Consider the following 26,482-nt stretch of genomic DNA (forward strand, 5'->3'; position numbering starts at 1 on the left):
TCAATAAGCCTTTTGCTCAATAAATTTAAACCAATACATTTGACGAGGACGCCCTTTTGGTACTTTCTCGATGCGTGATATTTCGATTAATTGATAATCAAGCCATACTAACAATAGTCGATGAGCGCTTCTCGCCGTAATATTCAGTATGCTTGCCAGTTCATGAACGTGATACTCAAATTTCTGATGCTTACACATATAAGTCACAAGCTTACTTAAATAATTGCTAGTCATGCCAGCTGCTTCAGCCTTCTTAACGAGCAAATGATCAAGTGGGGCAATGGAAGCCTTGATCGGATCGGACATTTCAACAGGACCAATGACTGATTTATCTTCACGAACAATAAAGCAGCCATTTCCTCCCGCTTCTTTCGCTTTTCGAAGGGCTTCACGCGCATTTGTCCCTGCATCATTGGCTGTCATGCCAAAGCCAATGCCCAAGCTTAAGCTAATGCTATAATTTAATTTTGCATCCTTCGCAAGAGGTATTAATTTGTAGCCTCTCGTTTCACGTTCAAATATTCCTCGCGTAGTAAAAAACAAATATTCATCTCCACCCAAATACGTAGCATATCCATCAAGCGATTCCACATAATTAAGAATCATGCGTTGAATATCTAATTTAAGCATTTGTACTTCGTGCTCATTTTTCTTCGCCTTTGCTAGCTTCTCAAAATCATCTACATTGATTACCCCAACTACGACTTGAGCCTCTTTATTTTTTCGAGATTCCGTAGATAGGAGTGCTCGCTCCAAGGTCACGACAATATCCTGATCAGAGGGGGTCATCCATATGCTATTGATCCCTTCCTCATTAAGCTGCTGTGCAACAGACTGGACGCCAGTTAAAACGATTGAACATCTGCTAGCTACAACCTGCTCTCTATGAAAAGCAACAAGCTGATCTGTCGTAGCGTATAGCGGGCCATTGAATACATGACAATCCAATTCTTCTAAGGCAAGCTCCTGAACCGCCCTTGAAACTACCACATTCGTCAACGTGTCAATCGAAATCCCGTTTACTTGTTGGAATCCATTCACGGCCTGCAGCAGCGCTTTATACAAGCTTGCTTCTGTAATAGGCAAGTAATGAACTGGAATGGAAAGCTTAAGTCTATTTTTCAATTTTCGATTCGTCCATGCGCTTGAAATTAGAATAACCTCTACCCTTTTACTCAATTGCTCAGCTATGATCGGGATATCGTCTTCGGAATTAACAATACACGTAGAAGGTGAAAAGGTTGGAAACGCTTTGATTACACGCTTAATTTGTTTAACAACTTCCTTCGTGCCAATAATTCCAATGGAAATAACCACAACCAACACCGCCTTTTTTACGCTTTAATTTGATAGAGAAAGCCACTGCTCCTTAACAGACTCTGCATATCGTTCGTAATGTAAAAGTGTTTCATTCAGCTGTAACGAGGATTTCAGTTCTTCTTTGTTTAGATAGGTTTGCACTAGCTTAATAATCCGATCTAACTGTTCAACCACTTCTTTACTGTCCTCGATCGATACCGAGAGTGTTTTTAGCGGGTCTACTGCTCTAGCTGGGAAAAAGGGAACATTCCATCTCGTTAAAATCGCAATCTCCTGTTCAAGCTTCAGCAGTAACGCTCGTACTGTCGAACGAATTTCAGAGGGGAAATATTGAATAAACAAATTTATCGTGTCATCTAGTGAATGGTTCCACAGCGATCTTGCAAAGACATAACAATTAAAATTTTGATTCCATTGATAGGAATAACGCTCGACATGACTCGGCACGATCAAATTCGTTATTCCATGAACACCTAACGAGACATAAAACTTAATATCTTCAGCTATTCTATGCGCCAGCATCGGAAACAACGGACTAAGCATAAAATGATCACTGTAATACTCAAAAATGGTGAGCTTGGTTGAATGGTAATTTGTTTGCTCCTGCCAATCAATTAATGCAGTATAGGCTGTCTTGTCACTGGCATTAATAGACTGATCTAATCTCTTGCTATAATCTCTGCCCCAATATGCAAACAGCGTGTTCACCTTTGACGATATCGCTTGACCTTGACGCTCAAGCATATCCCAAGCTAATCCAGCATTGTAGGCGATATGCTCGACCTCCAGTGATAATCCTCTGCGATGGAGCTTTTGCTGTAAACGCTCAGTAAATCCAATATAGGTTGTCAAGAAATGACTTGAAGACTGATGCTTAATATCTTCAGGCCATAATGATATACGCTTAAGATTTCCAACTTTGTGGCAATTAAGCGTAATATGGTCACATAGTTCATCCTGCCAGCTCAGATCAGAGTAATCAAGCTGTTGCTTTGCTGTATAAGGATGATCAGCCGCAGGAATACTTTGTAGCTGCTTTAGGAAAAAGGAGGTGCTATGTCCGCCTAAGGTAAGATCAATGCCTCTGTCGAGAATCATCTCTTGGATCGCTGATCCTATTTTGTCCCATAATGTAAAGGTGAAAAATAATTCATTTATTTTATGCTTTGCTAACCAATCAATAAGTGCTTCAATAAAGGGCAAATCATCAATCGTCTCGATGACTAAGCCTCTTCGCTCTACTAATGGAGCAACATGCAGCGGTGTCTGCAGCGTTAATTTCTCTTTTTGTTCTAGAAACGTAGGTGGCTGACCAGGATAAATCCAGTGCATCCCGTACTGAATTTCAAAGTAATGATAAACCGCGTATAATGCGGCACGCGGAGTAACTCCAATGATATATAGCGTTTTCTCGTCGACATGAAGTACAAATTCATCTGAAAACTTCGCAGTATTTATCTTGCTCCCCAAAAATGAGGCTAATTCTGGAGCACTTGACTGCAAGTGAGTAAATGTCCCAATAACTACTCGTTCGAATATGTTTACACTCCGCGCTGCTTCGCCTGCTTCTGCAGCTTTCAACTGCTGCATGAATTGATCCTTTGCGAAATGTAATATTCTTTGATCCTCCAATAGCTCAATCGCAACATCATTAACCATTGCTTGCTTCCTCCCCATCAAGCCCAAGCTCGGCATACTGCTCTAACAGCTTGCCCTGCAACATATCAATAGGAACCTCATGATTGGCGCATTGCAGCTGAACCGCGATGGCTGCAGCTGTGCCTGCTGCTTGCCCGATGGCCATGCAGCTAGGGGTTAATCTAGTCGTTGCTTGTGCTTCATGTGTTGTTGAGATGCAGCGTCCAGCTAACAGCAAATTACTGACCTTTTGCGGAATAAGGCATCGATATGGAATATCATATGCCCCTCCCTCTCTAATAAAATTAGCAGTGATTCCTTTCCCTTCAGGATTATGAATATCGATAGGATATCCACTTCTTGCGATCACATCTGGGAAACGACGAGCATCCAGTACATCGATGCCATTAAGCACGTAATGACCGATAATTCGTCTTGTTTCACGTACACCGATCTGCGAACCTACCTCTGAGACAGACGCATGTTCGAATCCAGGTACATATTGCTTGAAAAATTGCTCCAGCTCCAGCACTTGCTTTCTACCTTCATATTCAGCTTTTGTTAAATCCGCCGCATTTGTCGGATCAAGTCCAGATACTCTTGAAACATTGATTAATACTTCATCTGCTGCTGGTCCAGCGAAAAACAACACGCCTTCTCTAGGTATTGATAGCTTCGCTTGCTCCCACAGCCGATAAAAGCCGGCTATCGAAGTTAGAGGGATATCATCTAATTGATCAAACATCGTTTTTTCATAAAATTGATCCTGATTTTCTTTTATATACTGCTTTACTTTGTTCAGCTGTACACCTTTCATTCGAAACTTCATCGTCATTGGCTGTACCTTTTGATTGCTATTCCCTTGCTCCCATGGCGCACCAGACATATATGCGATATCTGCATCGCCTGTCGCATCAACAAAAAAATTACCGCTCACCTTCGTTGTTCCTGATTTATTATTTACCACCACATGTTTAATGGTTTCGTTTTCAGTAAACACATCAATCGCTGATGTATGCAGCAGCACCTCTGCCCCTGCCTCCTGCAGCATTTCATAGGCAACGACCTTATAAATTTCAGGATGATAAGGTGTTAAGGAGAATGTAAAACCAATCGTATCTCGCAAATGTCCAGGTGAACCGTTTCGCGCCTGCAAGCGGTCAATAATTTCCTGTGCCAGCCCTTTTATTACTTGTTCACCTGCTGAAGAGTGGAACGTCATCCAAGGATATACTAATGCAGCTGTCGACATGCCGCCTAGAAATCCATAACGCTCGACTAATAATGTGCTTGCACCGTTTCTCGCCGCACTGATTGCAGCAGTTATTCCTGCAGGCCCTCCGCCAAGTACAACGACATCATAAGCTTTCAAGTTCTGAACCATACTGCCAGCTCCTTTACTTTGTAGGATAATTAATCGTCTTTATATACCAATGCTGCCTACGACGCTATATAATCTTTCGTATGATGACAGAAGTCCTATATCGATCAATGACTAGAAATTGACACTATGGAGGTACAGACAATGACAACAAATCAGCCATCCATTAACATTACTCATTCTCCAAGTCCAGCTCAATTAGAGAGAATATTTTATATCCTAGACAAGGTTTTTATTGTTGGCGGAGATTATTTTCGAGATCGCCTGCTACAGGATACAGCCTATCAGCCTGAAACGACCTGGTATGCAACTGTAGATGAAAACATTGCGTCGTCTATACAAATTTTCCCTCTGAAGCTGCGCGTAGGAAATACTGTATTAAAAGTAGGCGGTATCGGAAGCGTCGGTACTGACCCTAATTATCGGGGTATGGGATTAGCCCAAAGTATATTGAACGCCCAGTGTGAATGGATGATTAAAAATGAATATGACCTAGGGCTGCTGTTTGCCGTCATTCACCCTTATTATGAAAAGCTTGGTTGGAAGCTTATCCCTGAAAGCGCTTATATGATTGAGCGACCTTCCTATCAAGCTCCGTCATCGCTCTATAAAATCATCCCATTTTCGATTGAGTACATAGACCAGCTTCAAGCGATATATGAACAATATAACCAATCGAGAACCTGTACCGTAGTCAGGAATGCCTCTTATTGGCACGATCTTATTAAATGGCCAGAATGGAAAAAAACAGATTGTCTTCTATTGCATGATGGAGCCAAAATTGTTGCCTACGGCTTAATTGAAAAATCCTCCACTGATCGTGCGATACTTTATGAGCTCAATTACTTGCCTGAAGCAGAGCATGAAGTAATCTCCTTATTCACTGCCTTATGCAATTTACGGTCAGGCTGTACCCATATTCAAGCAAAATTAACTAGAGACCATAAGCTATATTCGTATGTTCAATCAATTGCTGCAACAGAAGTTCCGATAAATTATACGATGTGGAAAATGTTAAACATCGATTCGCTCATAGGAAAATTACGCTCTGAATTCGAAGCTCGATTACTCGCTAGCTTGTTCCATGATGATCGAATGAATATTGTGCTGCAAATTGGTGATCGAAACTTTTACTTAAATTACAGCAACAAAACTCTTATCCTGTCGCATGAAGAAATCGAGCAGCCAGCGCATGAAACATACTATTTGTCCTTTACACCTGAATACTTCATCTGCAATATTATAAATGGGTACAAAAACGATGAGATTGATACCAACACCTTAGCAGAATCTCTTCGTGCCATACTGTTTCCACTACAGCATTCTATCTTCTATACCACTGATAAAATCTAAATTTAATCGCAGCTATAATAAAATCGCTCATAGGAGCGATTTTATTATTTTCTACTACATTTAATTTGCTTTGGGTTAATCATCCGATCTAGCAATAGCCTGTCTGCGATATTCGCTCGGAGAGATGCCATAATATTTCTTGAAGGTTGTCGTAAACGTTGATGAATTTAAATACCCAGTTTTCGCTCCGATGTCGCCAATTGATAGCGTTGTCTCTCTGAGCATCGTACGGGCATGTGATAATCTCACTTTGTTCAGATACTCAACGTAATTAATTCCGAATGTTTTTTTGAAGTAATTCGAGAAGTATTTTGGTGTAGTATCCATAACCTCCGATATATCCTCAAGATACATATTTTCCATATAGTGTATCTCGATATATTGAGTAATAAATGCAGGGTTCAGCTTTGCCTCGACTGTTTTTGTCGTAAACTTAGCCATCTCGGAGATTGCATCAATGAGCAATGCCTCCACCTCTTCGTAGTCGGTTACATATTCCTGCTGCATTAAAAACTCGTTCTCAATGCGATACAATTCATGAATAGATTGCATCATGCTGCCTATATTACGATACATGTAGAAAAAGATAGATTGGGCTACGTACTTGAATTGGTGCTCATGAATATTGCGATCATAATTTTCTTTTAGCGTTTCTTTTATTAGCTCAATGCTTTTCTCGACCTTACCACTCATAATGTAATTCGTCATTCGCTCCATATTCTCATATGGGAAATAAATGCTCCATACAAAATCGATTTTGCTTGCGTCCATAACCTTGTTTTTTTCATTAATATTCCGATATTTTTGAGCATTTTCTACATCTTTAAAGGCGCTTCCGCAATTTTCAATCGTCGCTCGGTATTCTTTACTTACGCATATCCATAGATCATAGCCAATTAAATCTTCTTTTTCTAACTGAAGGATTGAACGATTTAACTTCCGATGAATCTTATCTCGATCAGCATGCTGATGCAGAGAAATAATGACGATAAATTGATCCCTAAGATAATGAAACGCCTGCGCCTCTAATTCTTCCTTCTCTAATTTTCTCACCATTTTCTCTGCAATTTTCTCAACGGCGAGCGTGAAGCCTTTCTGCATCGATTTTTCCCGCACGCTAACTAATCCTAAAATAAAATACTTGGAATTAAAAAATTCAGGGTAGTATTTTTGTAGCTGAAACTCATGCTGCTCACTATGTAAGTAGTCATCTATTATTTTTATGAAAGTATTTCGCTTCAATTCGGTTTCTACATAGTCAAGCTGCTGTTTGAATTGATCGTTTTCCTGTTGCAGTCTTATTACACCGCTTTGAATTTTACTAAAATCGTTACCTTTGCTATTTTCCTTTCCAAGTACTTTCATGATTTTTCGTACTGGCCGATACAAATAAATACTGATAAACACTGAAATTAAAATAGCACTTGCTATACTGATGACGATAATCGTTCGATTTCCAATAGCTACCGAATTTAAGTTTTTAAATTCATAAGGTACTTTGCTAATATATACAAAGTCATTGTAGTCCGATGTATAGATCGTATACTCATAGTTTTCCGTTTTTACTGACAACTCATCGGCCTGCTCTTCATATTGTTTAGACAGAATGACGTCATTCAGAACCTCAACAAGCTCTAAATTATCATCGCTACTAAAAATAGTATTATGATTTTGGTCAAGTATCTTTAACGATGAGCCTGGAATAAAGGTTGTCTGCCCAAAATGAGCCATAAGCTTTTCTGTATCAATAACAATTAAAAAATCTTTTTTGCTTTTGGTGTACCGATTGTCGCTAGCAATAATCATGAGATTTTTTTCATCATAAGCAAGGTGATCAGAATAGAGTACCCTGTAGGTAGAGCTTGGAAACACCTTCAGCGGACGATCTGACGTCATAAAGTCATTCCAAAAGACTTGGGTATATTGATCATTCACGTATTTTTCTTTAAATAAGAAATCAAAGGCTACCGTTCCTTTTGAGGTGAAGGCTAACTCTTCATCCTTAAACAGTACGATAATCTCCTCAATGTAGTCGATCGTAAATAATGTTGATGTTAAATTATTCGTAAACTTATGCGCCTCATAAGAATCCAATTTCCCGTTACGATGAAGCGGATATTCATATGGGGGCATTTGTTCCAGTGAATGAATTAAATTATGAATGGATTGAAATACATTATCGAAATACAACATTGCTGACTGTGTCGCCAGCTTGTTCGTTTCTTTAATGTTATCGTAAATATTAGAAATCGACGTTCGATAGATCGAATATGACGAATACGACATAATTACAATGACAATGAGTAGTGATAAAAAAATTTGCGATACGCCAAAGCTTGTAATATATCGTTTCACTTGATTCATCCTTTCTCTCATAAACTATCGATGCCGCTCTAATCTATACATTCAATCGCTTCATCGTTCACCCTTTTTCTGAGCCAAGCATAACACCTTTTGCAAAGTATTTTTGTGCGAACGGATACACTAATAAAACCGGAATCATTGCTAACACAATTGTTGCATTCTTTTTCGCTTGAGGTGCAAGCGCCGCAGCTTCCACTAGATTGGAGCCCGTACTTTCGCTAAACACAAGCATTTGACGCAATACAACCTGCAATGGGTACAATGTGTCTGTGTTCAAGTAAATCATTGGTAAAAAATAACTATTCCAATGACCAATAAAGTAAAATAGTGCAATAGATGCAAGCGCAGGCTTTGAAAGCGGTATCATAATATTGAATAGTATACGATACTCCGATGCACCGTCAACCTTAGCAGCTTCACGAATAGAGCTGGATGAGTTTTCAAAGAAACTTTTCAGTATAATTAACTGGAATGTCCATATCGCATTGGGGATAACGAGTGCCCAAACCGAATCCAGCAATCCGAGTTCCTTAACGATCAGGTAGTTTGGAATAATACCAGGGTTTAAGAACATGGTAGCTACGATTAAAAACATCCAATACTTTCTTCCTACAAATCCACGCTGCGCTAAAGGATAGGCTGCTAGACAGGTCATAAGCACATTAATGAAAGTTCCTAAAGCGGTATACATAATGGTATTTAGATATGATCGTGGAATTTTGACATCGTTCAATACTTGACCATAGGCTTCAAAATTCAATCCTTTCGGCCATAAGAAGACTTTACCTTGTGTTACACTAGCCGTATCACTGAGCGAGATAGCTGTTATATAAACGAGCGGCAATATTGTTGAGCACGCAACAAGCAATAGAATTAAAGTGTTGGTAATATCGAATAGACTCAGCTTTCTATGTCCTACCATAGCCCACTACCTCCCATACGCTTACTTGCATAGTTGGAAATTAATAGTAATGCCATCGCTACAAACGCTTCAAACAGACCTACTGCTGCACCGTAGCTATAATCATTTGCAAGTAATCCTTTACGATATACAAAGGTAGAGAATACATCTGCTACTTCGTAAGTCATGGTATTATAGAGCAGCAGAACCTTTTCATAGCCAATCGTAATCATGTTACCTGTTTTTAGAATCAACATAATTAATACCGTTGGTAGAATGCTTGGCAGTGTGACGTTGAATATCATCTTAAATCTGCTTGCACCGTCAACTTTCGCTGCTTCATACAATGTCGGACTAATGCCAGCAATAGCTGCTAAATATACGATCGACTCATATCCTGCATTGGTCCAAATTTCCGATAGTATATAAATCGGACGGAACCAATTCGGATCAATAAGAAAATACTTACTTTCAAAGCCGAGCATCACCAACAGCCTATTAATAATTCCATTGGTAGGAGATAGGAAATCAATAATCATACTTGAAATAATAACAACTGATAAAAACGTAGGTAAATAACTAGCTGTCTGTACACCTTTTTTGAACCAAGAAATACGTACTTCATTCAATAGTAGAGCAAGTAATATTGGAACTGGGAAAGAAAAGACAAGCGTTAAAAATCCTAGTAAAAACGTATTTCTGAACAGCTGCCAAAATTCTATGGCGTTAAAAAACTTAATAAAATTATCAAAACCAACCCAAGGACTTTCAATTATACCTTTAAAAACACTATAATCCTTAAAGGCAATAATTAATCCGTATAATGGACCATAACGAAATAACAAATAAAATACAAGACAAGGAATAAAAATAATTAATAATTGACGGTCACGAACAATACTTCTGCCTAGATTGTTCATTTTGCGTTTGAATGAAGGTGCTGTCTTTGATCGCATTTCAGCGGTGTTAGTATCCGACATAATTCTTCCTCCTCTAATAAGATGGTGACACTAACCAATACTAGTGCCACCATCCCTACTCGATGTTAATCTTATTGTGCAGCTTCATAACGTGCTTGTGCAGCGTTATAAATCTCCAGCATTTTCGCAACACCTAAGGATTCAGTCCGAGCAACCCATTCATTCCATTGCGCTTCACCGAATGCAGGATCTAGAATGTATTTTGTATTGAATTCTTCTGCCGCTGTTTGGATTGAAGATTTAATATCGACAATAGCCGATACTTCATCAGCTGTGAAGTTAAGAACAGGATCTAATGCCTCGAAGCGGTTATCATTGTTAATCATATCTTGAGCTTCTTGTTCTCTTTCTGTGAAATTGAAATAAACAGAACGTTTATCTGGGCGAAGATACGTACTTTCTAACCACATACCATATTTTTCCCCAAGAGCAAATATATCCACTACTTCACGATCAGCAAGCTCAGGGTATACCGGCTTACCATTTGCATCCCACTCATAGTTAACTCCTTCAACACCTAATGAGATCAATTGCGAACCAGACTCACTTGTTAAATAGTCAAGAAGCTTCAAGGATGCTTCTGTATTTTTATTTTGTGCTACAGCAAGAGCGAAGTTCGCATCAACTTTCGGCAGTGTGCGAATGTTTCCTGTAGGACCAACTGGGTAACCATAGCGTAGGTTATAGTCAGGATTTGCGTCTTTCACTTGACCATAAAATAGATCTAGTCGGCCAATCCAATCCCATGTTACAAATGAACGGTCAGTCGTCATTTTTGAAGTCCATGAATCAGTCGTGTCTGTAATGAACTCAGGATCAACGAGCCCTTCATTATAAAGCGTTTTCATGAAATCTAATTGTGCTTTGTGCTCCGCTGTAGTAGAAGCAAGCTGCCACTGTCCAGCGCCTTCATTATAAAATACTGGATATTCAAATGAACCTATCCCCCATCCATAGGCCCAATCTCTAAAGATGCCAACACCTGTTTTAGAAGCATACGGATAAGAATCAGGATAAATTTCTTTTAGCTGTTTCATTGCTTGGTAGAAGCTTTCAGTATCTGTCCACGGCTGAATTCCGTTTGCATCAAAAATATCTTTACGATACATAAATCCGTGGTTAACATCACGATTCAGCTCATATATCGGCCATGAATACAGCTTTCCATTTTCGTCACCATAAGAGGAAATTACCCAAGGGTTCTCTTCCATATATAGCTTGTTGAAGTTAGGTAGCATATCAGTATAATCATTGATGGCTGCAACGCCACCCTCTTGACCGATTTCTTTCAGATCATTTAAAGGTAATCCATAAAAAATATCAGGCAGGTCACCAGAAGCTAACGTTACACTCAATTTGTCTTTGTACTGAGCGGAAGGAACCGTTTGGAACTTAACTTTAATGCCTGTGCGCTTTTCAAGCTCTTGAACAACTAATGTGTTGTCAACGTTAAAATCAGCAGCGACCATCCATGTAATTTCTGTAGGCTTATCTACTAATGGCAAAGTCAATCCACCCGTGTCACCATAATCAGCTGCTGCTGGAGTAGTTGCTGGAGTAGTTGCTGGAGCATTCGATCCACTATTGTTTGAACCAGCGTTACCACTCGCCCCGTTATTTCCTCCGTTGTTACTTTTGCTTCCGCATGCAGCTAGCAACGTGATTAGCATAGTACATGCGAGCAGTAAAACAACCCATTTACGTGTTAACTTATTTGACATGTATATTTCCTCCCTAATCTAATGATGACAGGTCGTTCACCTGTTCGATTACATTGTATTTCTGGTTTAATCAGATGTAAATTTAGGGTTATCTTCCTATCTTGCTCAGAAACAATGATAGCGCTTCAAAAAATAAGTTTGCTTATGCGTAAAGGGATTTCAGCTGCTGAAAATGATAAAGTGGTTGAAATAAATAAAATAGGATTTATTATTTATATCATTTCGTTTCTTATGGATCTAATCTCATTTCACTACTTCATTAGAGGTTTTATTATTTTCCATCTCACTTCAAAAAGAGTGGAATTTGCTAAAGTAAACCAATGAATGATGAGTCTTCATTTATATGTGTTACATTTTATAACATCTATAAAATGTAAGAATATTTTGATTTTAGTACAAGCAGTATGGTTGTTACAGTAAAAAACTAACAATTGAGCTGATGATTTCATAATTGTTGCTTACGATTAGAAATACCTTTACCAATTAAAGCCGTCAGCTTATGCCCGGAATTTCACTGGTAAAGGTATTTCACTGCAAGAGGCACAATTATATTAGCGTGTCATTGTACTGGCATAGGCTTGAGATATTTCACAGATCAATGGCTCGCCGCTTAAGAAGCGTTTTATTTCATTGATGATTTGTCGTGTTACAATGAATCGACGATCAACCGTTGGCCCTCCCATATGAGGCATCAATATCGCATTTTCAAGCGTTGTTAACGGATGTTTTGCAGGTAATGGCTCAACTTCAAAAACATCGAGTACTGCATATATATTTTTTGTTCGCATCACGCGCACTAATGCTTCTTCGTCAATAATTGCCCCTCGAGCTGTATTAAGCAATAGCGCTCCCTCTTGCATGGACATCAGCAGTGACTCGTTAATCATGTGGTAATTGGCAGGTGTGCTAGCTGAATGAAGCGAGACAATATCGCACGTCGAGAATATTTCTTCCAAATCAGCTTTCTTCATCTGATGCTTATCAAGTTCCTCTTGAGAAATATGTTTAGAGTAAACAAGTATTTCAGCATGGAATGGCTTTAGCATTTCAACTGTGTATTTAGCAATCATACCATAGCCGACAATTCCAATCCTTTTATTTAATAGGCCTTTATTGTAATAGCCACTCGGCCATATACCTTGCTTTAGATCAGATGAGTACTTAGGAATATCCCGCAATGAAGCTAGCGCATAGGCGATTACACTCTCTGCTACAGATTCCGCAAATATGTTGTTCCCACTAACTACTGTAATGCCTCGCTCATATACAGCATCTGTGACATACGGCTTCACCGAGCCTCCTGTATGCGCAACCATCTTAAGCTTATTGGCGTTCTGCAATATTTCTTCGTCTAGTATAGGAGTCCCCCAGCCTGTAATAATAAAGTCTACATCTTTTATAACGGTGCGCAGCTGTTGCTTCGTAAATTGCTCCGTTGTGCTTTCATTCCAGATGACTTCTGCCAATTGCTCCAGACTATCTATTATTTCCTGATTAAAAAAGGTATAAAATGTGGCATGCTTGGGCATAGTTACAAGTATTTTGATTGTTTTCATTATGATTAACTCCTCTTTTAGGATACATAGAACCTTCCAATCCCTTGCAAGGATCGGAAGGTTCTAGTTTCAAATTATTCGTTCAATAATAGATTCATAATAGCTTGAGTTGCTTCAGCACGAGTTAATTCAGCTTGAGGAGCAAAGCGATTGTTTCCTAGCCCTTGAATCAAGCCTAACTCATATGCTAAAGAGATATTAGCTTTAGCCCAATGACTCATTTCGTGCTCGTCGGCAAAGCTATGCTGCGCAGCTGCACTCGCTTCACCATTTGCATGCTGATAAGCTCTTAGCAGTACAACAGCCATTTCTTCGCGAGAGATTGTACTTCTTGGGTCAAAGCTGTCATTGCCTTTTCCGTTAATTAGTCCAGCTTTATGAGCGGCAGCAATGTATGTTGCGTACGAGCTGTCTAGTGCTACATCTGCAAATTTCGTCTCGCTATCTTTAAGTTCTAAGCCTAGCGCACGTACGATTAGCGTGACAAATTCTTCTCTAGTAATGCTTTCATTCGGAGCAAACTGTGAAGTATTCACACCTTGGGCAACCAATTGAAGAGATGCTTGTTGAATCGCTGCAAACGCCCAATGATTTTCAGGCACATCGTCATACTGCTTATCAAAAGTAAGAGCAATATACGTTCCTGGAGCCGTGATAGCTGCCGTAATGACTCCGTCTTTTATAGTACCACCAACATACACTAGGGAACCGTCAGATAACACCTGATAAATCGCCGTCAGATCTTTATTGGCTTCATGATCGATATTCAATTGCAACTGAACGTCTTGAATAAAATCAATGCTTACCTCATTGCCGTCGGTTTGTTTAGATTTAAATTCTAGCTTAATCGGTGTCGATGCAGCTGAAATAGTAGCTCCATATGCTCCTGCGAATTCCTCTGCCTTTACTTTAGCTTGCAATAAATTCAAAGCAAACGCTCCATCTGAAGCTGCTTCGAATTGAGCTAGAGCTTCCTTCGTCAACAGTATATTTCCTTGAGCACCTTGAATTTGAACATCCGATTTTAATAGCTTTGAGGCTTGCCGCGGGAATACAGCCTCTGATTTTCCTTCACCTAATTTAATCGTTACAATGCCATCAACCGGAGATAGCAGCTCACTATCCGTAACTTGCTGAACACCTGTATGATCGCCTTCTCCTGAACCGTTATTGTTGTCTGGATTAGGTTTTGGAGTTGGTGTCGGTGTTGGGTCTACTGGATCTACTGCTGAGATTCGATATATTAGTGAAGATTTTCCATCAGTTCCTGTAACATATACAGAAGCACTACCATCTTCATTGTTTATAATTTCTACGATAGCTCCACTTTGAGTCGCAGTAGCAGTTATTTCTAATTGCTCTTTCGTTGCTACTTCATACGTTAGTACTCCTGGCGAGAAATTAGCAATAGGGGTACCATTTACAGCTAATGCAGATAAGGTTGCATCCGTCTCAGGAATCGCTATGCGATACATAAAGGTTTTTGCTCCTGGAGCATAATAGATGCTACCATCAATACCAATGGTCATCTCGTTCGTAAATGTCTCATCCAGCACCTTAAATTGTAATGTATCTGGATCTAAAGCGATTAATTTGCGACCAAGTGTTGTATAAATCATACCGTCTGGCGCCCACTCCAGCTCATATGCAAGCCATTTACTAGTGTTATATAAACTTGGAAATATCATCTTGCTTTTTACAATTTCAGGGCTATTAATATCATCAACATTTAAGGCAAAAATTGTTCCATCCACTACGCCCCATAGCAAACCATCAGGTCCAAAGGAGATCGAACCAATCATACGCGGCGTTTCATCGATAGACAGACCAAGCTCACTTAGCTTAATTTGCTTCACGACTTCATTGCGCTCCGTATCCCAAGCGAATATAACAGCCTCTTCTTCCGTTGGATTAATTCCAAGTCCACCCCATACCGTAGTACCGCCAAACAATAAGCCGTTACGATATGCAAGACTCATTACACTTTGATTAATAGCAAATTGTTCATGGTTATATTGCTCCCAAGTATCCGTTGCTTCATCATATATCGCTAAAGCCCCACCTAAGTAGCCATAATCAGGCACCGTGCCCACAAACAGCTTATTGTCACCACTTGTTATTGCAAATGGTCGATCTTGATGTTCAATATCAAACACTAAGCTTGGATTAACATTCATTTCAGCTTCTTGTTTGGGATCATATTTATACATTACTGCGCTCACATAGGTTCCATAATAAACGTAATCATTCATAAAACCGATGCCTTCAGGCTGGGCGAAGTTAGGAATATTGACGTCAATCCCATCTGTGAAAGGATTATAAATGCTCATGCCTCGCTGGTAACCACCCATATAGATACGTCCATCTGGACCATGCTCCATCGCTTGAATACTAACACTATTTGCTGCTATTTCTAAATTTATATACTTGATCCAACCACTTTCCGGATCAATAAGCATCGTTTCGCCGTATTGCGTAATGACCGCTAGCACTGTTTCATTTGCTTTCTCACCGCTATTTAGCGTTATCCATGCGAAATCCTTATAACGTGGAGTATCTGGCAAATCATACGGAAGTTCAACTAATGTTATCGTTTTAGCCTCCATATCATATTGATACATTTTTTTAGCGTACACATAGTAAATTAGGTTTGAATCGTTAGGGTCTGGCTCTGAAATCATCGCTTGATGTAAAAACGTTTTATCAATCTCTAGTGTTTCTTTGTCAATGACTACCATGTTTTGTGTACTTGATGAGAAGAAGATTTTATCATTGATCAGATACACATCTCCTGCTGTTCCTGTATTACCCGAATATCCAGGAACAATTACTTCTGTTATCTCTCCAGTAACACGGTCAATTTTTTTCAATTCGATTGTTGTACCAAGAGCAGCATATATATATTGCTCATCTACAGCAATACCACGTACATAATTCTGACCAGTTCCTACCACCCCATAATTACGGAATTGACCTGTTGTCGTATTATATTCGAACACTTTTCCATCGGTTGATGGGTTATATGTTCCACCGTATACTTTGTCATCGATCATCTCTAAATCCCACACCCAATTATCTGCAGTGTTATAGCCTAGTTTTTCAATACGTTTTTCTGTTGGAAGATAGCGATATAAAATGCCGTCCCCTGTTCCAGAGAAGTAAACATTTTTATCTTCCCCAATAGTGATTGCCCATGTTGCCTCAGTATGAGGAATGACCTCTGAGAACAGGTACTTGCCCGTTTCAAGATCTACAGCATAGAATGTTCCTGGATCACCGTTTGTAATAAAATAAACTTCATTTTCACCATTAGCGTTACTCTGGATTGCTGCTGCTTGACCTAGATTTACGTAAACCATATCTCCAAGATCAACCGGAGCCTGATACTGGCGGTCTAATGGCTCTTCCTCTGCTAATGTCATCGTAGATATGTCATCAAAATAGGCTTCGGTTAAGCTAATTTCACCTGAATTGAAACCAATACGAGCGGAAACCGCATTAGCAGGCACGTCTGTTTGCAGCTTCATCACTGACCATTTATTTGAACCAAGCGTATTGCTAGAGAACAGCGTCTGATTAAAGCCAAGCTGCACGCCATTCTCGTCATAATAGTAAAATTCAAGCACAATATTATGCGTTTGACTGATTACGTATACACTCGCTTCTGCAATAATCGTTTTACCGCCTTCGATCGCAAAAGGTTCGCTAATTACTCTAGTGTTTTTTTCATTGTTAGAATCTTTGAAGTATAGACTTGAAGAACCAGATTTAACAATCTGCTCGTTTAATTCGATTGTCCCTTCTGTGCCTGCAGCTAAACTCCAGCCCGGAATGACTCCATTAACTAGATCTTCTTCAAATCCAGGATTGAAAATCATGTCGTGATACGTTGGCGTTGGTATTTCTGGATCAATGCTGATCGCTGCATCATCCATATATACTTTCGTTAGGCTGATATCACCGGAATATAAGCCTACCTTTATGTAAGCTGTATCTGCTGGTACAACGCCAGTAACGGTTAGCTTTTGCCATATGCCTACTGGTACTGCAGTTGCTGCGTATTGTACAAAGTCATTGGTTTTCGTTGTGTTGCCCGCTGCATCATAATAGTAAATAACAGGCTGAATGCCATGGGATTGATCCTTTGCCTCCGCCTTATACACATGAACATCAAACGTTACTGTATCATTTTCTTGCACAGTGATTGCGTTGCTTAACACTCTAAATCTGGCTCCACTTGACGCATTGTTCGTATCTTCGAACAATAAGCTTTGTGTGCCGGATTTTGCGTATGCCGTACTAATTGACATTGAACCATTGCCTTCTAGGCCTGAGTCAATACTCCAGCCTAGTATCGTATCATTCACAAGTTCACTTTCAAGATCTGCATTTATTAAGTCGGTTGATGGTATTTCTGATGGTACTGAAGGTGAAGTCGGTTCAGGAGATGCGGTTGGTGTTGGAGGTTCTGGCTGTTCTGATTCAATCACTACGTGCGCATCATCCATATACACTTTCGTTAAACTGACATCACCAGAGTACAAACCTACTTTAATGTAAGCAGTATTTTGGGGCACAACACCGGTAACAGTGAGCTTGTGCCATGAGCCTACCGGCACAGCTGCTGCTCCGTATTGTACAAAATCATTGGTCTTCGTCGTGTTTCCTGCTGCATCATAATAGAAAATAACAGGCTGGATACCATGGGATTGATCCTTTGCTTCTGCCTTATATACGTGCACATCAAATGTGACCTTGTCATTTTCTTGAGCTGTAATTTCATTGCTTAATACTCGAAATCTCGCTCCACTAGACTTATTGTTTGTATCTTCAAACAATAAGCTTTGTGTACCAGATTTTGCGTATGCTGTACTGATTTCGATCGTTCCATTGCCTACTACGCTCGAATCAATACTCCAGCCATGGATCTCATTATTTATAAGTTCACTTTCGAACCCTGGATTAACAAGTAATGCAGAGCTACCTGCCTCATCTGCGGATACCACCACTGGTGAAACCGCTTGCAATAATAAACTAAAAAATAGACTGACACTTGCAATAATACTGATCGCTTTTTGCTTCAATACCGTCACTCCTTACTATTTAGTTTACTTACACAAAACAGAATAATCTTTGAACTACAATATTGACATTTCAATTTAACATTAACAATATATCGCTATCACCTCGCAAAACTGTATCATATCTATATCATATCTTACCTACATTCTAATTTAGCCTTCTATATAATGTCAATGATTACATTTCCAACGTAATAAAATTGTACATGACCCTAAAAATCGATTAGATCTCTTAACAACTTCATAAGTGCTTCATCAAAAATACAATTTCATGTATAATTCACCTTAGATTAGTAGTTTGTATGACAGAAGTTAAGGGGTCGATGGCGTTGAGAAAACCGAGCAGAACCACTTTTGATGAGCGATTAAACTATATGATCGAAGCTATACGTACTAAAATTACAACTAATGAGTATGTAATTGGCTCCTATATCCCTTCAATATTACATCTGAGTAAAGAATACCAGCTAAGCATAAACTCCGTTCAAAAAGGATTAGACGTATTATTAAACGAAGGCTTAATCGAGCGGATACCTCGAGTAGGAATAAAAGTGATCGCTAAGCAGGTAACGACACTATCGATTGGATACTATACAACGTTGAATGATGAGCTGGATCTTCAACATTTGATTGAAGCGTTTGAAGCGCGCTATCCTTCAATAAAAATTAATTTAATCCCTTTACAGTTTGCCAATTATGTTGAAACGACCGAAGCTTACTTAAAAAATGAATTTGTAGATGCTGTTGCCATTAACCATCTGAATTTTCTTCATTTCTCAGAGTTAATTGAAGATTTGTCTCATCTGTTTGAAGTGATTCAGCCGAATACCTCAATATATCCTTTTTTGAATGAGGCTTTTACAGTTAATGAACAATTATATGCTCAACCCATAATTTTTTCTGCTGTCGTACTATGCTATAACAAAGACTTTTTTACAACACATCAAATTCCTGATCCTCCGTCTAACTGGACATGGAATGAATTCATTAACATGCTGGAGCTGATTGAGGAAAAAACCAGCAGCAACTTAAGTTTTTATTTTTATCCCGGCACATGGAATCGCTGGCCGATCTTCCTAATGCAAAGTGGATTGAATTTTACAGAAGTGCCTAATGCGTTGTCATCTCAGGAAATTCTCGATGGAATTGATATGTGTTACCAATTAATACATAGACAAAATACATTCTCATTATTGCTGTCATCCAACGACACCAATGTAGAGAAAATGTTTTTAGAGCAATCCGTGCCCGTAATGATGACTACCTATTATCGATTAAATCAATTGAAAGAAACATCCTTTGAGTTTGAAATCGTACCGCTACCTTACGTAAACGTACCAAAAACATTATTACTGCCGATTGGATTTGCCATTAATCAACGATCCAAGAAAAAAGAGCTTGCTAAACTATTTCTAAATTTTTTAAGCAGTTCAGAAGCTCAATTGCATATACGCAAACATACCTATTCTATCCCAGCGCTTCAACAGGCTGCAGAATGGGAAGGAGAAGAGCTTCTATATCGTCCCGCAAATTTTCAGATGTTTAAAGACATAACTGCACAATTCGGTTTAATCTCGGATTTGAATTTAAACTTCGATCAAATGCAGCAGCTACATAACATTATGAATAGGTATTGGACGGGTCTACAAGATAAAGAGTCGACAACTAATCAATTAGCTCAGCTTACATATTCCGTGTAGTGAATAGCAGAACCTAATATAAATTAGTTATCAACAGATTTAATGTTGTGTAGCTGGAACGATCCGTTCCAAAAATAAAAATGACCAAACCGATAATGGTTTGGTCATTTTTATATGAAAACATTACTTGCGTTCTGCAAATAAAATAACATGATAAGAAAGAGCTAGTATAAGAAAAATAAAGGACTAAATCGCATAATGATTTAGTCCTTTATGAGTTTCTATCCTAAAGAGCTATTAAATTGCCTTTTAATCTGTCATATATTCGTTAACTAATTCATAACATCTTTCCTTTGTTGACTCGTATGTAGATATATAATAAGCAACATTTTCAAACGTTCCGCCTTCATACTTTTTTCTTTCCTCGTTCGCGGTATCTTCTTTTTGTTCTATCCACTTAATTTGCTCTGTTTTTAAAGTATCCATTGTCTCTGGAGATAACTTTTCTTTTAGCAAAGCATAAATTTCATTTAATGCTTTATCATACATTTCGTAAGAAATTCCATAATAGTTCTTCATAGCGTTTGTTACACCTTCATCGGAATCCTTCTTTTCTGGTAAAGCATCAAGTTCCTTTTGAATGTTATCCAATTTTTCTATAAACTCTTTTTTTCTTGCTTCTATTTTTGATACTGTATCTTCTATAGAGTCTTCCTGTAAGTTTTCATTCTCTGTCGAAACTTCTTTATCTGTGTTATTAGGTGGCTCACTTGAAAATGTATCCGTGCTCTCTGATATTTCATCGTCTTCAATCTGATTATCGATTGATACCTTGTCATCAGATGAATTCCCACAAGCTGACAAACCAATTATTAAGATAACTAACAGAATTGCTGTAATAAAAAATTTACTATTATTCATTGTAGACTCCAATCCTTATTCATAGGTTATTGCTATAGCACTCATTATAACGAAACTGACAATACCTTTTTAATACAAAGAAAGTGCATCTAAATTTAAGATGCACCCTCTTATTTTTATTTCATTATCTATTGTATAAAATTACACTTTACTTATCCACACTTACTATAGCCGCAAGAGCTGCATTGCTTACAGCCTTCAATATTAATGAGACTTGCTGAGCCGCAGGATGGACATAGATCAACGCCGTCTGTGCTCCCTTTGTGCGTGTGAGTTTCAACAGTTGGCGCTACAGTTGACGCCACAGTATCCTCAGCTAGGAAATGTCCTGGAAGTGAATGCTCAGCCGCTGAAGCATGCTCCTTATTCTGCAGGTGAAGCTCTAACGCTTTCGCAACAGCGTCAGCAATAGACTCCACACGATGCTGACCGAAGCCGATTGCACCAGTGCCTCCGATGCCTTTCAAATGCTTAATAAGCAGCTGTACCTTGTTGCCATGATCGCCGTAGCGTAGGAACAATGAGCATACGCGGCCAAGAGCTTCCGCCATTGCAAACACATCAGAGCCTGCTTTACCAACGATAAGGAATATTTCAGAAGGCACATCATCTAGATCATTGATCGTAATGTATGCCATGCCAAGCGGTGTGTTCATACGATACGTCGCTCCAAGCAATACCTGTGGACGACGCTTATATTGACGATCATCGCTGCTCGCAACGGAGCGAGTCTGACCAGCTACATCCATTGCACCTGTCGCTGGCTCAGTAATGCTTGCAGCAGCTTCTTGAGCAGGCTGCACCTCATCCTTCTTCTCTTCATCCTTTGAAGATGTGGACAGAACCTGTACATCACGGCTACCATCACGATAGATCGTTACACCTTTACAGCCAAGCTCATATGCAAGCTCGTATAGCTTTTCTGTTTCTTCGACAGTGAAGTCGTTCGGACAGTTCGCTGTTTTAGAGATTGAGCTATCCACCCAGCGCTGGATGGCTGCTTGGACGCGAATATGATCCTCTGCTGTTAGGCTCATTGCCGTAACAAAGTAATCCGGCAGCTCTTGGTTAGGATGTGCATCTAGCCATTGCTGCGCAATAGGAACGTATTGAGCATCGAAGCCTAGACGACTTTGACGATAATATTGGAATGCAAAATAAGGCTCAATTCCTGTAGAAGTACCAACCATCGTACCGGTAGATCCAGTAGGCGCCTGAGTAATAACTGTAACGTTGCGCATACCTGTCGCGCGAATCGCCTCTTCAACCTCAGGGAACTCCAAAATCATATTTTTCATAAATCCGCTTTGCAGGAATAGATCAGCGTCGAACGCTTCAAAGCTTCCTTTCTCACCAGCGATTTCTGCGGAAGCAAGATATGCCTCCTTCGCAATAAAGCCATACAGCTTATCAAGGAATTTCAGAGATTCTGGTGATCCATAGCGTACCTTCAGCTTAATCATCAGCTCAGCAAGTCCCATTGAACCAAGTCCAATGCGTCGCTCTTTTTTCTGATTTTTCTCATTTTCTTCAAAATGATATGGTGTACGATCGATAACGTTATCGAGGAAGCGAACAGACCAGCGCGTCACTTTACCAAGCTCGTCCCACGCCACATCATCGTTAGCTTCATCATAAAACTTAGATAAATTAATGGCCGACAGGTTACATACGCCCCAAGCTGGAAGTCCCTGTTCACCACAAGGATTTGTACAAATAATCGGATTGAAGTACCAGCTGTTAGACATATTGTTGTAGCGCTCCATAAACACAACGCCTGGCTCAGCAGATTTCCAAGCCGATTCAATAATCGTATGCCAGATCTCTCTAGCCTTCATTACAGAATGAACGTGTACCGGTTTACCAAGCTTACGCCAAGCGTCCAGGTCGCCATTCCACAGCTCATCGTATTCTGGATCTGTCGTATCTGGGAATACGAGCTCCCAATCTCCATCTTGCTTAACAGCCTCCATGAAGGCGTCACTTACACAAACTGAAAGGTTCGCATTTGTAATTTTCCCCATCGATTGCTTAACGGTAATAAACTCCATCACGTCTGGATGCCAGTCATTAATCATAAGCATTAACGCACCGCGCCGGCTTCCGCCCTGCTCAATCAAACCAGTAGTATAGCTGAATAATCCGCCCCACGAAACGGAACCACTTGAGGAGCCGTTAACTCCTGCAACAACGGTACGCTTTGGACGAAGAGATGACAAGTTAATGCCTACGCCTCCGCCTCGCGCCATAATCTCAGTCATTTCTGTCAATGTTGCCATAATTCCGCCACGGCTATCATGCGGAGATGGGATAACATAGCAGTTGAATAGTGTTAGCTCATCGCTTGCTCCAGCTCCAGCAGCAATCCGACCGCCTGGAACTAACTTCCAATCATCTAAAATATAGCGGAAACGCTCCTGCCAAAGCTGCTGTTCCTTAGAAGCTTCAACACTGGACATTGCTGCTGCTAATCGATCCCACATTTCTGCTGGTGTTTTTTCCAATGTATGTGTAAGCTTGGCAATCGTTGTCGTAACCGTCTCACCACTTCGCATTAAGACATCTACCTCGTCTCCGCGACGAGCGATTACTTCCCCCGCTTCCTTAACCGGAAACGCCAAGTCTTCCTTTAACAAAACAAGTACTGTATCCCCAGGCTGCGCTTGAGAAGCATCAGCATTTTTTCGTGCATAACGGTCTAGAAAAATCTTCTCACTCAAACCTTGCAACGTGCTCATCTAAGTCACTCCTCATCAAATTATCCAATATGTAGTGCCTAAATAATAATAACATACAATATATAGTTTTTATAGTCTTGCTTTTTGAACGTTTTAGTAACTAAGCTTTCCGATGCCCACTCAGATTATGTTTACCATCGTTTGGGGAATACTAGAGCTAAGCAATGATAGATAAAGGAGCAACTATGAATAATCGATTATTTACTACAAATTCTTCGAATGACGATACGCATCAAAAACCGATACATCCTGCTGTTAATGTAAGCTTTCAGCGTGAGTGGTTTAAAGAACTGCAGCAGCGCATCGAGCATAATGGCCCGTGGGATCAATGGAGCATGTTCCAGCTCGCAATGGAGGCGCGTGAAGCAACCGTCATCCATTCGTTTGATGAGCTGTTATGCCTTCGGAGCTTGCCTAGCATTGAGCCGATGCCTCATCAGCTGGAAACTGCAAAGCGAGTGCTGAATGAAATGGGTGGTCGTGCAATTCTCGCCGATGAGGTCGGCTTAGGTAAAACGATCGAAGCTGGCTTAATTCTTAAGGAATATTTATTGCGCGGGCTTGTAAAAAAAGCTTTAATTCTCGTGCCTGCCTCGCTTGTGCTGCAGTGGGTACGTGAATTGAATACGAAATTCGGCATTGCGGCGGTGGCACAAAAAAAATCCCATAGCTGGGGCAATGAGATTGTGGTTGCATCGATCGATACCGCAAAGCGCGATCCTCATAGAGAAGTAGTGCTAGCTACTGATTATGATCTAATCATTATTGACGAAGCACATAAATTAAAAAATAAAAAGACAACCAATTATCAATTTGCAACACAGCTTAGCAAAAAGTATTGCTTGCTGCTTACGGCTACACCGATTCAAAACAATCTTGAGGAGCTATTTAACTTGATTTCTTTACTGAAGCCTGGTCAGCTAGGCGCTCAAGGGGAATTTAATAGCAATTACGTGGCAGATAAGAGACTTCCAAAAAACGAAGAGCAGCTGCAGCACATCCTATCCTCCATTATGATTCGCAATCGTCGAGGTGACGGAGGGATTCATTTTACAAAACGTATCGTTCGCAATATAACACTGGAGCTCTCAAAGGAAGAGCAGGCACTCTATGACGCAGTGACGGATTTCGTCCAGCAGCAAGCTAATCAAGATGGAATTGATATAAGCAGCATTCTTTCGTTAGTGACGCTTCAACGAGAAGTGTGCAGCAGTCGAGATGCTGTTTTTTTAACCCTTGTCAATATGTTCAAAAAAACAGCTGAGGATTCTCCAGTTCGTGCTCGCGTATGGGAGCTCGTTGAAGTCATTCGTGCAATCACCTCCAACACGAAAGCAGAAAAAGCGCTTGAAATTATTAATGAGTGCGAAGGTAAGGTCATTCTATTCACAGAGTATCGAGCGACGCAGGAGTATTTACTTCAATTCTTCGAGAAGCATAACATTCCAGCTGTTCCTTACCGTGGAGGCATGAATCGCGGCAAGAAGGATTGGATGATGGATATCTTCCGCGGCAGAGCACGCGTGCTGATCGCTACAGAAGCCGGAGGCGAAGGTATCAATCTACAATTTTGCAACAATATGATTAACTTTGATCTTCCGTGGAATCCAATGCGTGTTGAGCAGCGTATTGGCCGTGTACATCGTCTTGGTCAGACCGAGGACGTAAACATTTTTAATTTGTGCACTAAAAATACAATCGAAGAACATATTCTTCATCTGCTGCACGAAAAAATAAACCTGTTCGAGCTAGTTATCGGCGAACTTGATCATATTATCGAGCGGCTCGAATCAAAAGAAGGCTCGATCGAGCAGCGCTTAGCTAAAGCCATTCTTCGCTCTCGCAGCAGTCAGCAGTTGCATGAAGAGATTGATCATATCGGTGCAAGTATTACGACCTATCAAGAAGACAAAATTAATAATTAACCGAGGTGACTTATGAATACAAAACAAATTCATCGCTTCGTCTTAAAGTATTTAGAAGCCACTCAATGTGAGATTTTAGATAAATCACCATACCATATTAAAGTAAAGCTTTCGCAAGCAGCAGATCGAGAGCTAACTAATCGGCCGTATTATTGGAGCTTCATCGATCGTCTGAATGAAACGCCTGAAACGATGAGCTTTTTGTTTGTAACGGACGAAGAAAAATACGAGGCGACATTAGCAGAACATCCTGTCGAGGAGCCTAAGCTGTTAACCCCGGAAGAAAAAGCGATGGAGCGAGCTTACGGAATCGTTCCAAAGCCTCTCCCGCGTATACCAAGAGAGCATCTGCACTTTGGATCTAGCAGACTTAAACAGCTATTTGAATCAGCGGAGAATAATGGCAGCTATGTTTGTCTATATCAGGAGCCACAGACTCGTACACTCCATCCTTATGACTCAAGACCATATACCGTATGGCTTGGCATTAACTATATGGTTGAATTCAGCTGTGATCTTAAGCGTGAGGAGATTCATAGCCTAGGCATTTCGTTAGTTACTGGTCATTGCCAGGAGCAGTTTTACGATCGACTCACTTCGATGCGCCTGTCGCCTCGGCTGCCAGCGAATGTACATATCGCGAAAAATGGAATTTCTTATACAAAGGCGTTGTCTATTGCAGAAAGTCATCTAGAAAAAAGACTGAAAAGCTACAATTACGAGTGGGCTGAGAAAGCACAGGCACGGCTACAAGAGGAGCTAGAGCGACTAGAAGGATTTTATAAGCCTCTGCTTGCTCAAGCAACAGACGAGGAGCAAAAGCTCGAAATCGAGCAATTAAAGGAAAAAAGAGAAGAAGAAATTCGCTGGCAATATGAGCCTCGTGTTACGGTTTCCGTCATTAATAGCGGAATATTTCATCTTGATGGAATTGATTAATGCAGATATGACGAGATCCTCCCT

At 40.0% G+C, this 26,482-nt stretch carries 15 protein-coding genes; 4 read left to right on the forward strand and 11 right to left on the reverse strand.

The window, feature by feature from the left end; genetic code table 11:
• From NSQ99_RS13250 to NSQ99_RS13260, 3 genes are read right to left on the reverse strand one after another with little or no spacing between them, the layout of a single operon-like run.
• Positions 1-1,317 carry a GTP cyclohydrolase IIa gene (locus tag NSQ99_RS13250; RefSeq protein ID WP_340837124.1) on the reverse strand — a complete coding sequence of 439 codons (1,317 nt, stop codon included), beginning with the start codon at positions 1,315-1,317 and terminating at the stop codon, positions 1-3.
• Positions 1,318-1,341: 24 nt separating this feature from the next.
• Complete coding sequence (locus NSQ99_RS13255; protein WP_340837126.1) at positions 1,342-2,979, reverse strand: hypothetical protein; 1,638 nt, start codon at positions 2,977-2,979, stop codon at positions 1,342-1,344.
• Positions 2,972-4,342 (reverse strand): FAD-dependent oxidoreductase, encoded by a 1,371-nt coding sequence (locus NSQ99_RS13260; RefSeq protein WP_340837127.1) that lies wholly within the window; start codon positions 4,340-4,342, stop codon positions 2,972-2,974. The genes NSQ99_RS13255 and NSQ99_RS13260 overlap by 8 nt, the downstream gene beginning before the upstream one ends.
• A gap of 141 nt (positions 4,343-4,483) precedes the next feature.
• Between NSQ99_RS13260 and NSQ99_RS13265 the strand changes: the two genes are divergently transcribed.
• Positions 4,484-5,692 (forward strand): GNAT family N-acetyltransferase, encoded by a 1,209-nt coding sequence (locus tag NSQ99_RS13265; protein WP_340837129.1) that lies wholly within the window; start codon positions 4,484-4,486, stop codon positions 5,690-5,692.
• A 75-nt stretch (positions 5,693-5,767) separates the two neighbouring features.
• Here NSQ99_RS13265 and NSQ99_RS13270 read toward each other — a convergent pair whose 3' ends face one another.
• The 6 genes from NSQ99_RS13270 to NSQ99_RS13295 form a co-directional block, all read right to left on the reverse strand.
• Positions 5,768-8,056 (reverse strand): helix-turn-helix domain-containing protein, encoded by a 2,289-nt coding sequence (locus NSQ99_RS13270; protein WP_340837131.1) that lies wholly within the window; start codon positions 8,054-8,056, stop codon positions 5,768-5,770.
• 58 nt (positions 8,057-8,114) lie between these two features.
• Positions 8,115-8,978 (reverse strand): carbohydrate ABC transporter permease, encoded by an 864-nt coding sequence (locus NSQ99_RS13275; RefSeq protein ID WP_340837133.1) that lies wholly within the window; start codon positions 8,976-8,978, stop codon positions 8,115-8,117.
• Positions 8,972-9,877 (reverse strand): ABC transporter permease, encoded by a 906-nt coding sequence (locus NSQ99_RS13280; protein WP_340838792.1) that lies wholly within the window; start codon positions 9,875-9,877, stop codon positions 8,972-8,974. Before NSQ99_RS13280 ends, NSQ99_RS13275 begins: the two co-directional genes overlap by 7 nt.
• Before the next feature lie 131 nt (positions 9,878-10,008).
• Complete coding sequence (locus NSQ99_RS13285) at positions 10,009-11,658, reverse strand: extracellular solute-binding protein (RefSeq protein WP_340837135.1); 1,650 nt, start codon at positions 11,656-11,658, stop codon at positions 10,009-10,011.
• 551 nt (positions 11,659-12,209) lie between these two features.
• On the reverse strand, positions 12,210-13,214 hold the full coding sequence (locus NSQ99_RS13290) for a hydroxyacid dehydrogenase (RefSeq protein WP_340837136.1): 1,005 nt from the start codon (positions 13,212-13,214) through the stop codon (positions 12,210-12,212).
• A 74-nt stretch (positions 13,215-13,288) separates the two neighbouring features.
• A complete protein-coding gene (locus NSQ99_RS13295; protein WP_340837138.1) occupies positions 13,289-18,298 on the reverse strand; it encodes an S-layer homology domain-containing protein in 5,010 nt (1,669 codons plus the stop codon).
• 326 nt (positions 18,299-18,624) lie between these two features.
• On the opposite strand from NSQ99_RS13295, the gene NSQ99_RS13300 reads away from it, so the two are divergent.
• Complete coding sequence (locus NSQ99_RS13300) at positions 18,625-19,995, forward strand: extracellular solute-binding protein (protein ID WP_340837140.1); 1,371 nt, start codon at positions 18,625-18,627, stop codon at positions 19,993-19,995.
• 249 nt (positions 19,996-20,244) lie between these two features.
• On the opposite strand, the gene NSQ99_RS13305 is transcribed toward NSQ99_RS13300, so the two are convergent.
• Positions 20,245-20,856, reverse strand: a complete 612-nt coding sequence (locus tag NSQ99_RS13305; protein ID WP_340837141.1) for a lysozyme inhibitor LprI family protein — start codon at positions 20,854-20,856, stop codon at positions 20,245-20,247.
• A 152-nt stretch (positions 20,857-21,008) separates the two neighbouring features.
• Positions 21,009-23,594 (reverse strand): adenosylcobalamin-dependent ribonucleoside-diphosphate reductase, encoded by a 2,586-nt coding sequence (locus NSQ99_RS13310; protein ID WP_340837143.1) that lies wholly within the window; start codon positions 23,592-23,594, stop codon positions 21,009-21,011.
• 185 nt (positions 23,595-23,779) lie between these two features.
• Between NSQ99_RS13310 and NSQ99_RS13315 the strand changes: the two genes are divergently transcribed.
• Positions 23,780-25,519: a DEAD/DEAH box helicase gene (locus NSQ99_RS13315; protein WP_340837145.1), complete on the forward strand. Its 1,740-nt coding sequence runs from the start codon at positions 23,780-23,782 to the stop codon at positions 25,517-25,519.
• Positions 25,520-25,531: 12 nt separating this feature from the next.
• Complete coding sequence (locus tag NSQ99_RS13320) at positions 25,532-26,458, forward strand: YqhG family protein (RefSeq protein WP_340837147.1); 927 nt, start codon at positions 25,532-25,534, stop codon at positions 26,456-26,458.
• The last annotated feature ends 24 nt before the right edge of the window (positions 26,459-26,482 follow it).

The organism is Paenibacillus sp. FSL W7-1287 (assembly GCF_038004245.1).
GTDB classification, from domain to species: domain Bacteria; phylum Bacillota; class Bacilli; order Paenibacillales; family Paenibacillaceae; genus Pristimantibacillus; species Pristimantibacillus camelliae.

Excerpts from the sequence above, each read along its gene's own strand:
- NSQ99_RS13280 (WP_340838792.1), bottom strand. The coding sequence starts at position 9,877 with ATGAACAATCTAGGCAGAAGTATTGTTCGTGACCGTCAATTATTAATT.
- NSQ99_RS13305 (WP_340837141.1), bottom strand. The coding sequence starts at position 20,856 with ATGAATAATAGTAAATTTTTTATTACAGCAATTCTGTTAGTTATCTTA.
- NSQ99_RS13260 (WP_340837127.1), bottom strand. The coding sequence starts at position 4,342 with ATGGTTCAGAACTTGAAAGCTTATGATGTCGTTGTACTTGGCGGAGGG.
- NSQ99_RS13285 (WP_340837135.1), bottom strand. The coding sequence starts at position 11,658 with ATGTCAAATAAGTTAACACGTAAATGGGTTGTTTTACTGCTCGCATGT.
- NSQ99_RS13270 (WP_340837131.1), bottom strand. The coding sequence starts at position 8,056 with ATGAATCAAGTGAAACGATATATTACAAGCTTTGGCGTATCGCAAATT.
- NSQ99_RS13315 (WP_340837145.1), top strand. The coding sequence starts at position 23,780 with ATGAATAATCGATTATTTACTACAAATTCTTCGAATGACGATACGCAT.
- NSQ99_RS13290 (WP_340837136.1), bottom strand. The coding sequence starts at position 13,214 with ATGAAAACAATCAAAATACTTGTAACTATGCCCAAGCATGCCACATTT.
- NSQ99_RS13320 (WP_340837147.1), top strand. The coding sequence starts at position 25,532 with ATGAATACAAAACAAATTCATCGCTTCGTCTTAAAGTATTTAGAAGCC.
- NSQ99_RS13255 (WP_340837126.1), bottom strand. The coding sequence starts at position 2,979 with ATGGTTAATGATGTTGCGATTGAGCTATTGGAGGATCAAAGAATATTA.
- NSQ99_RS13310 (WP_340837143.1), bottom strand. The coding sequence starts at position 23,594 with ATGAGCACGTTGCAAGGTTTGAGTGAGAAGATTTTTCTAGACCGTTAT.
- NSQ99_RS13265 (WP_340837129.1), top strand. The coding sequence starts at position 4,484 with ATGACAACAAATCAGCCATCCATTAACATTACTCATTCTCCAAGTCCA.
- NSQ99_RS13275 (WP_340837133.1), bottom strand. The coding sequence starts at position 8,978 with ATGGTAGGACATAGAAAGCTGAGTCTATTCGATATTACCAACACTTTA.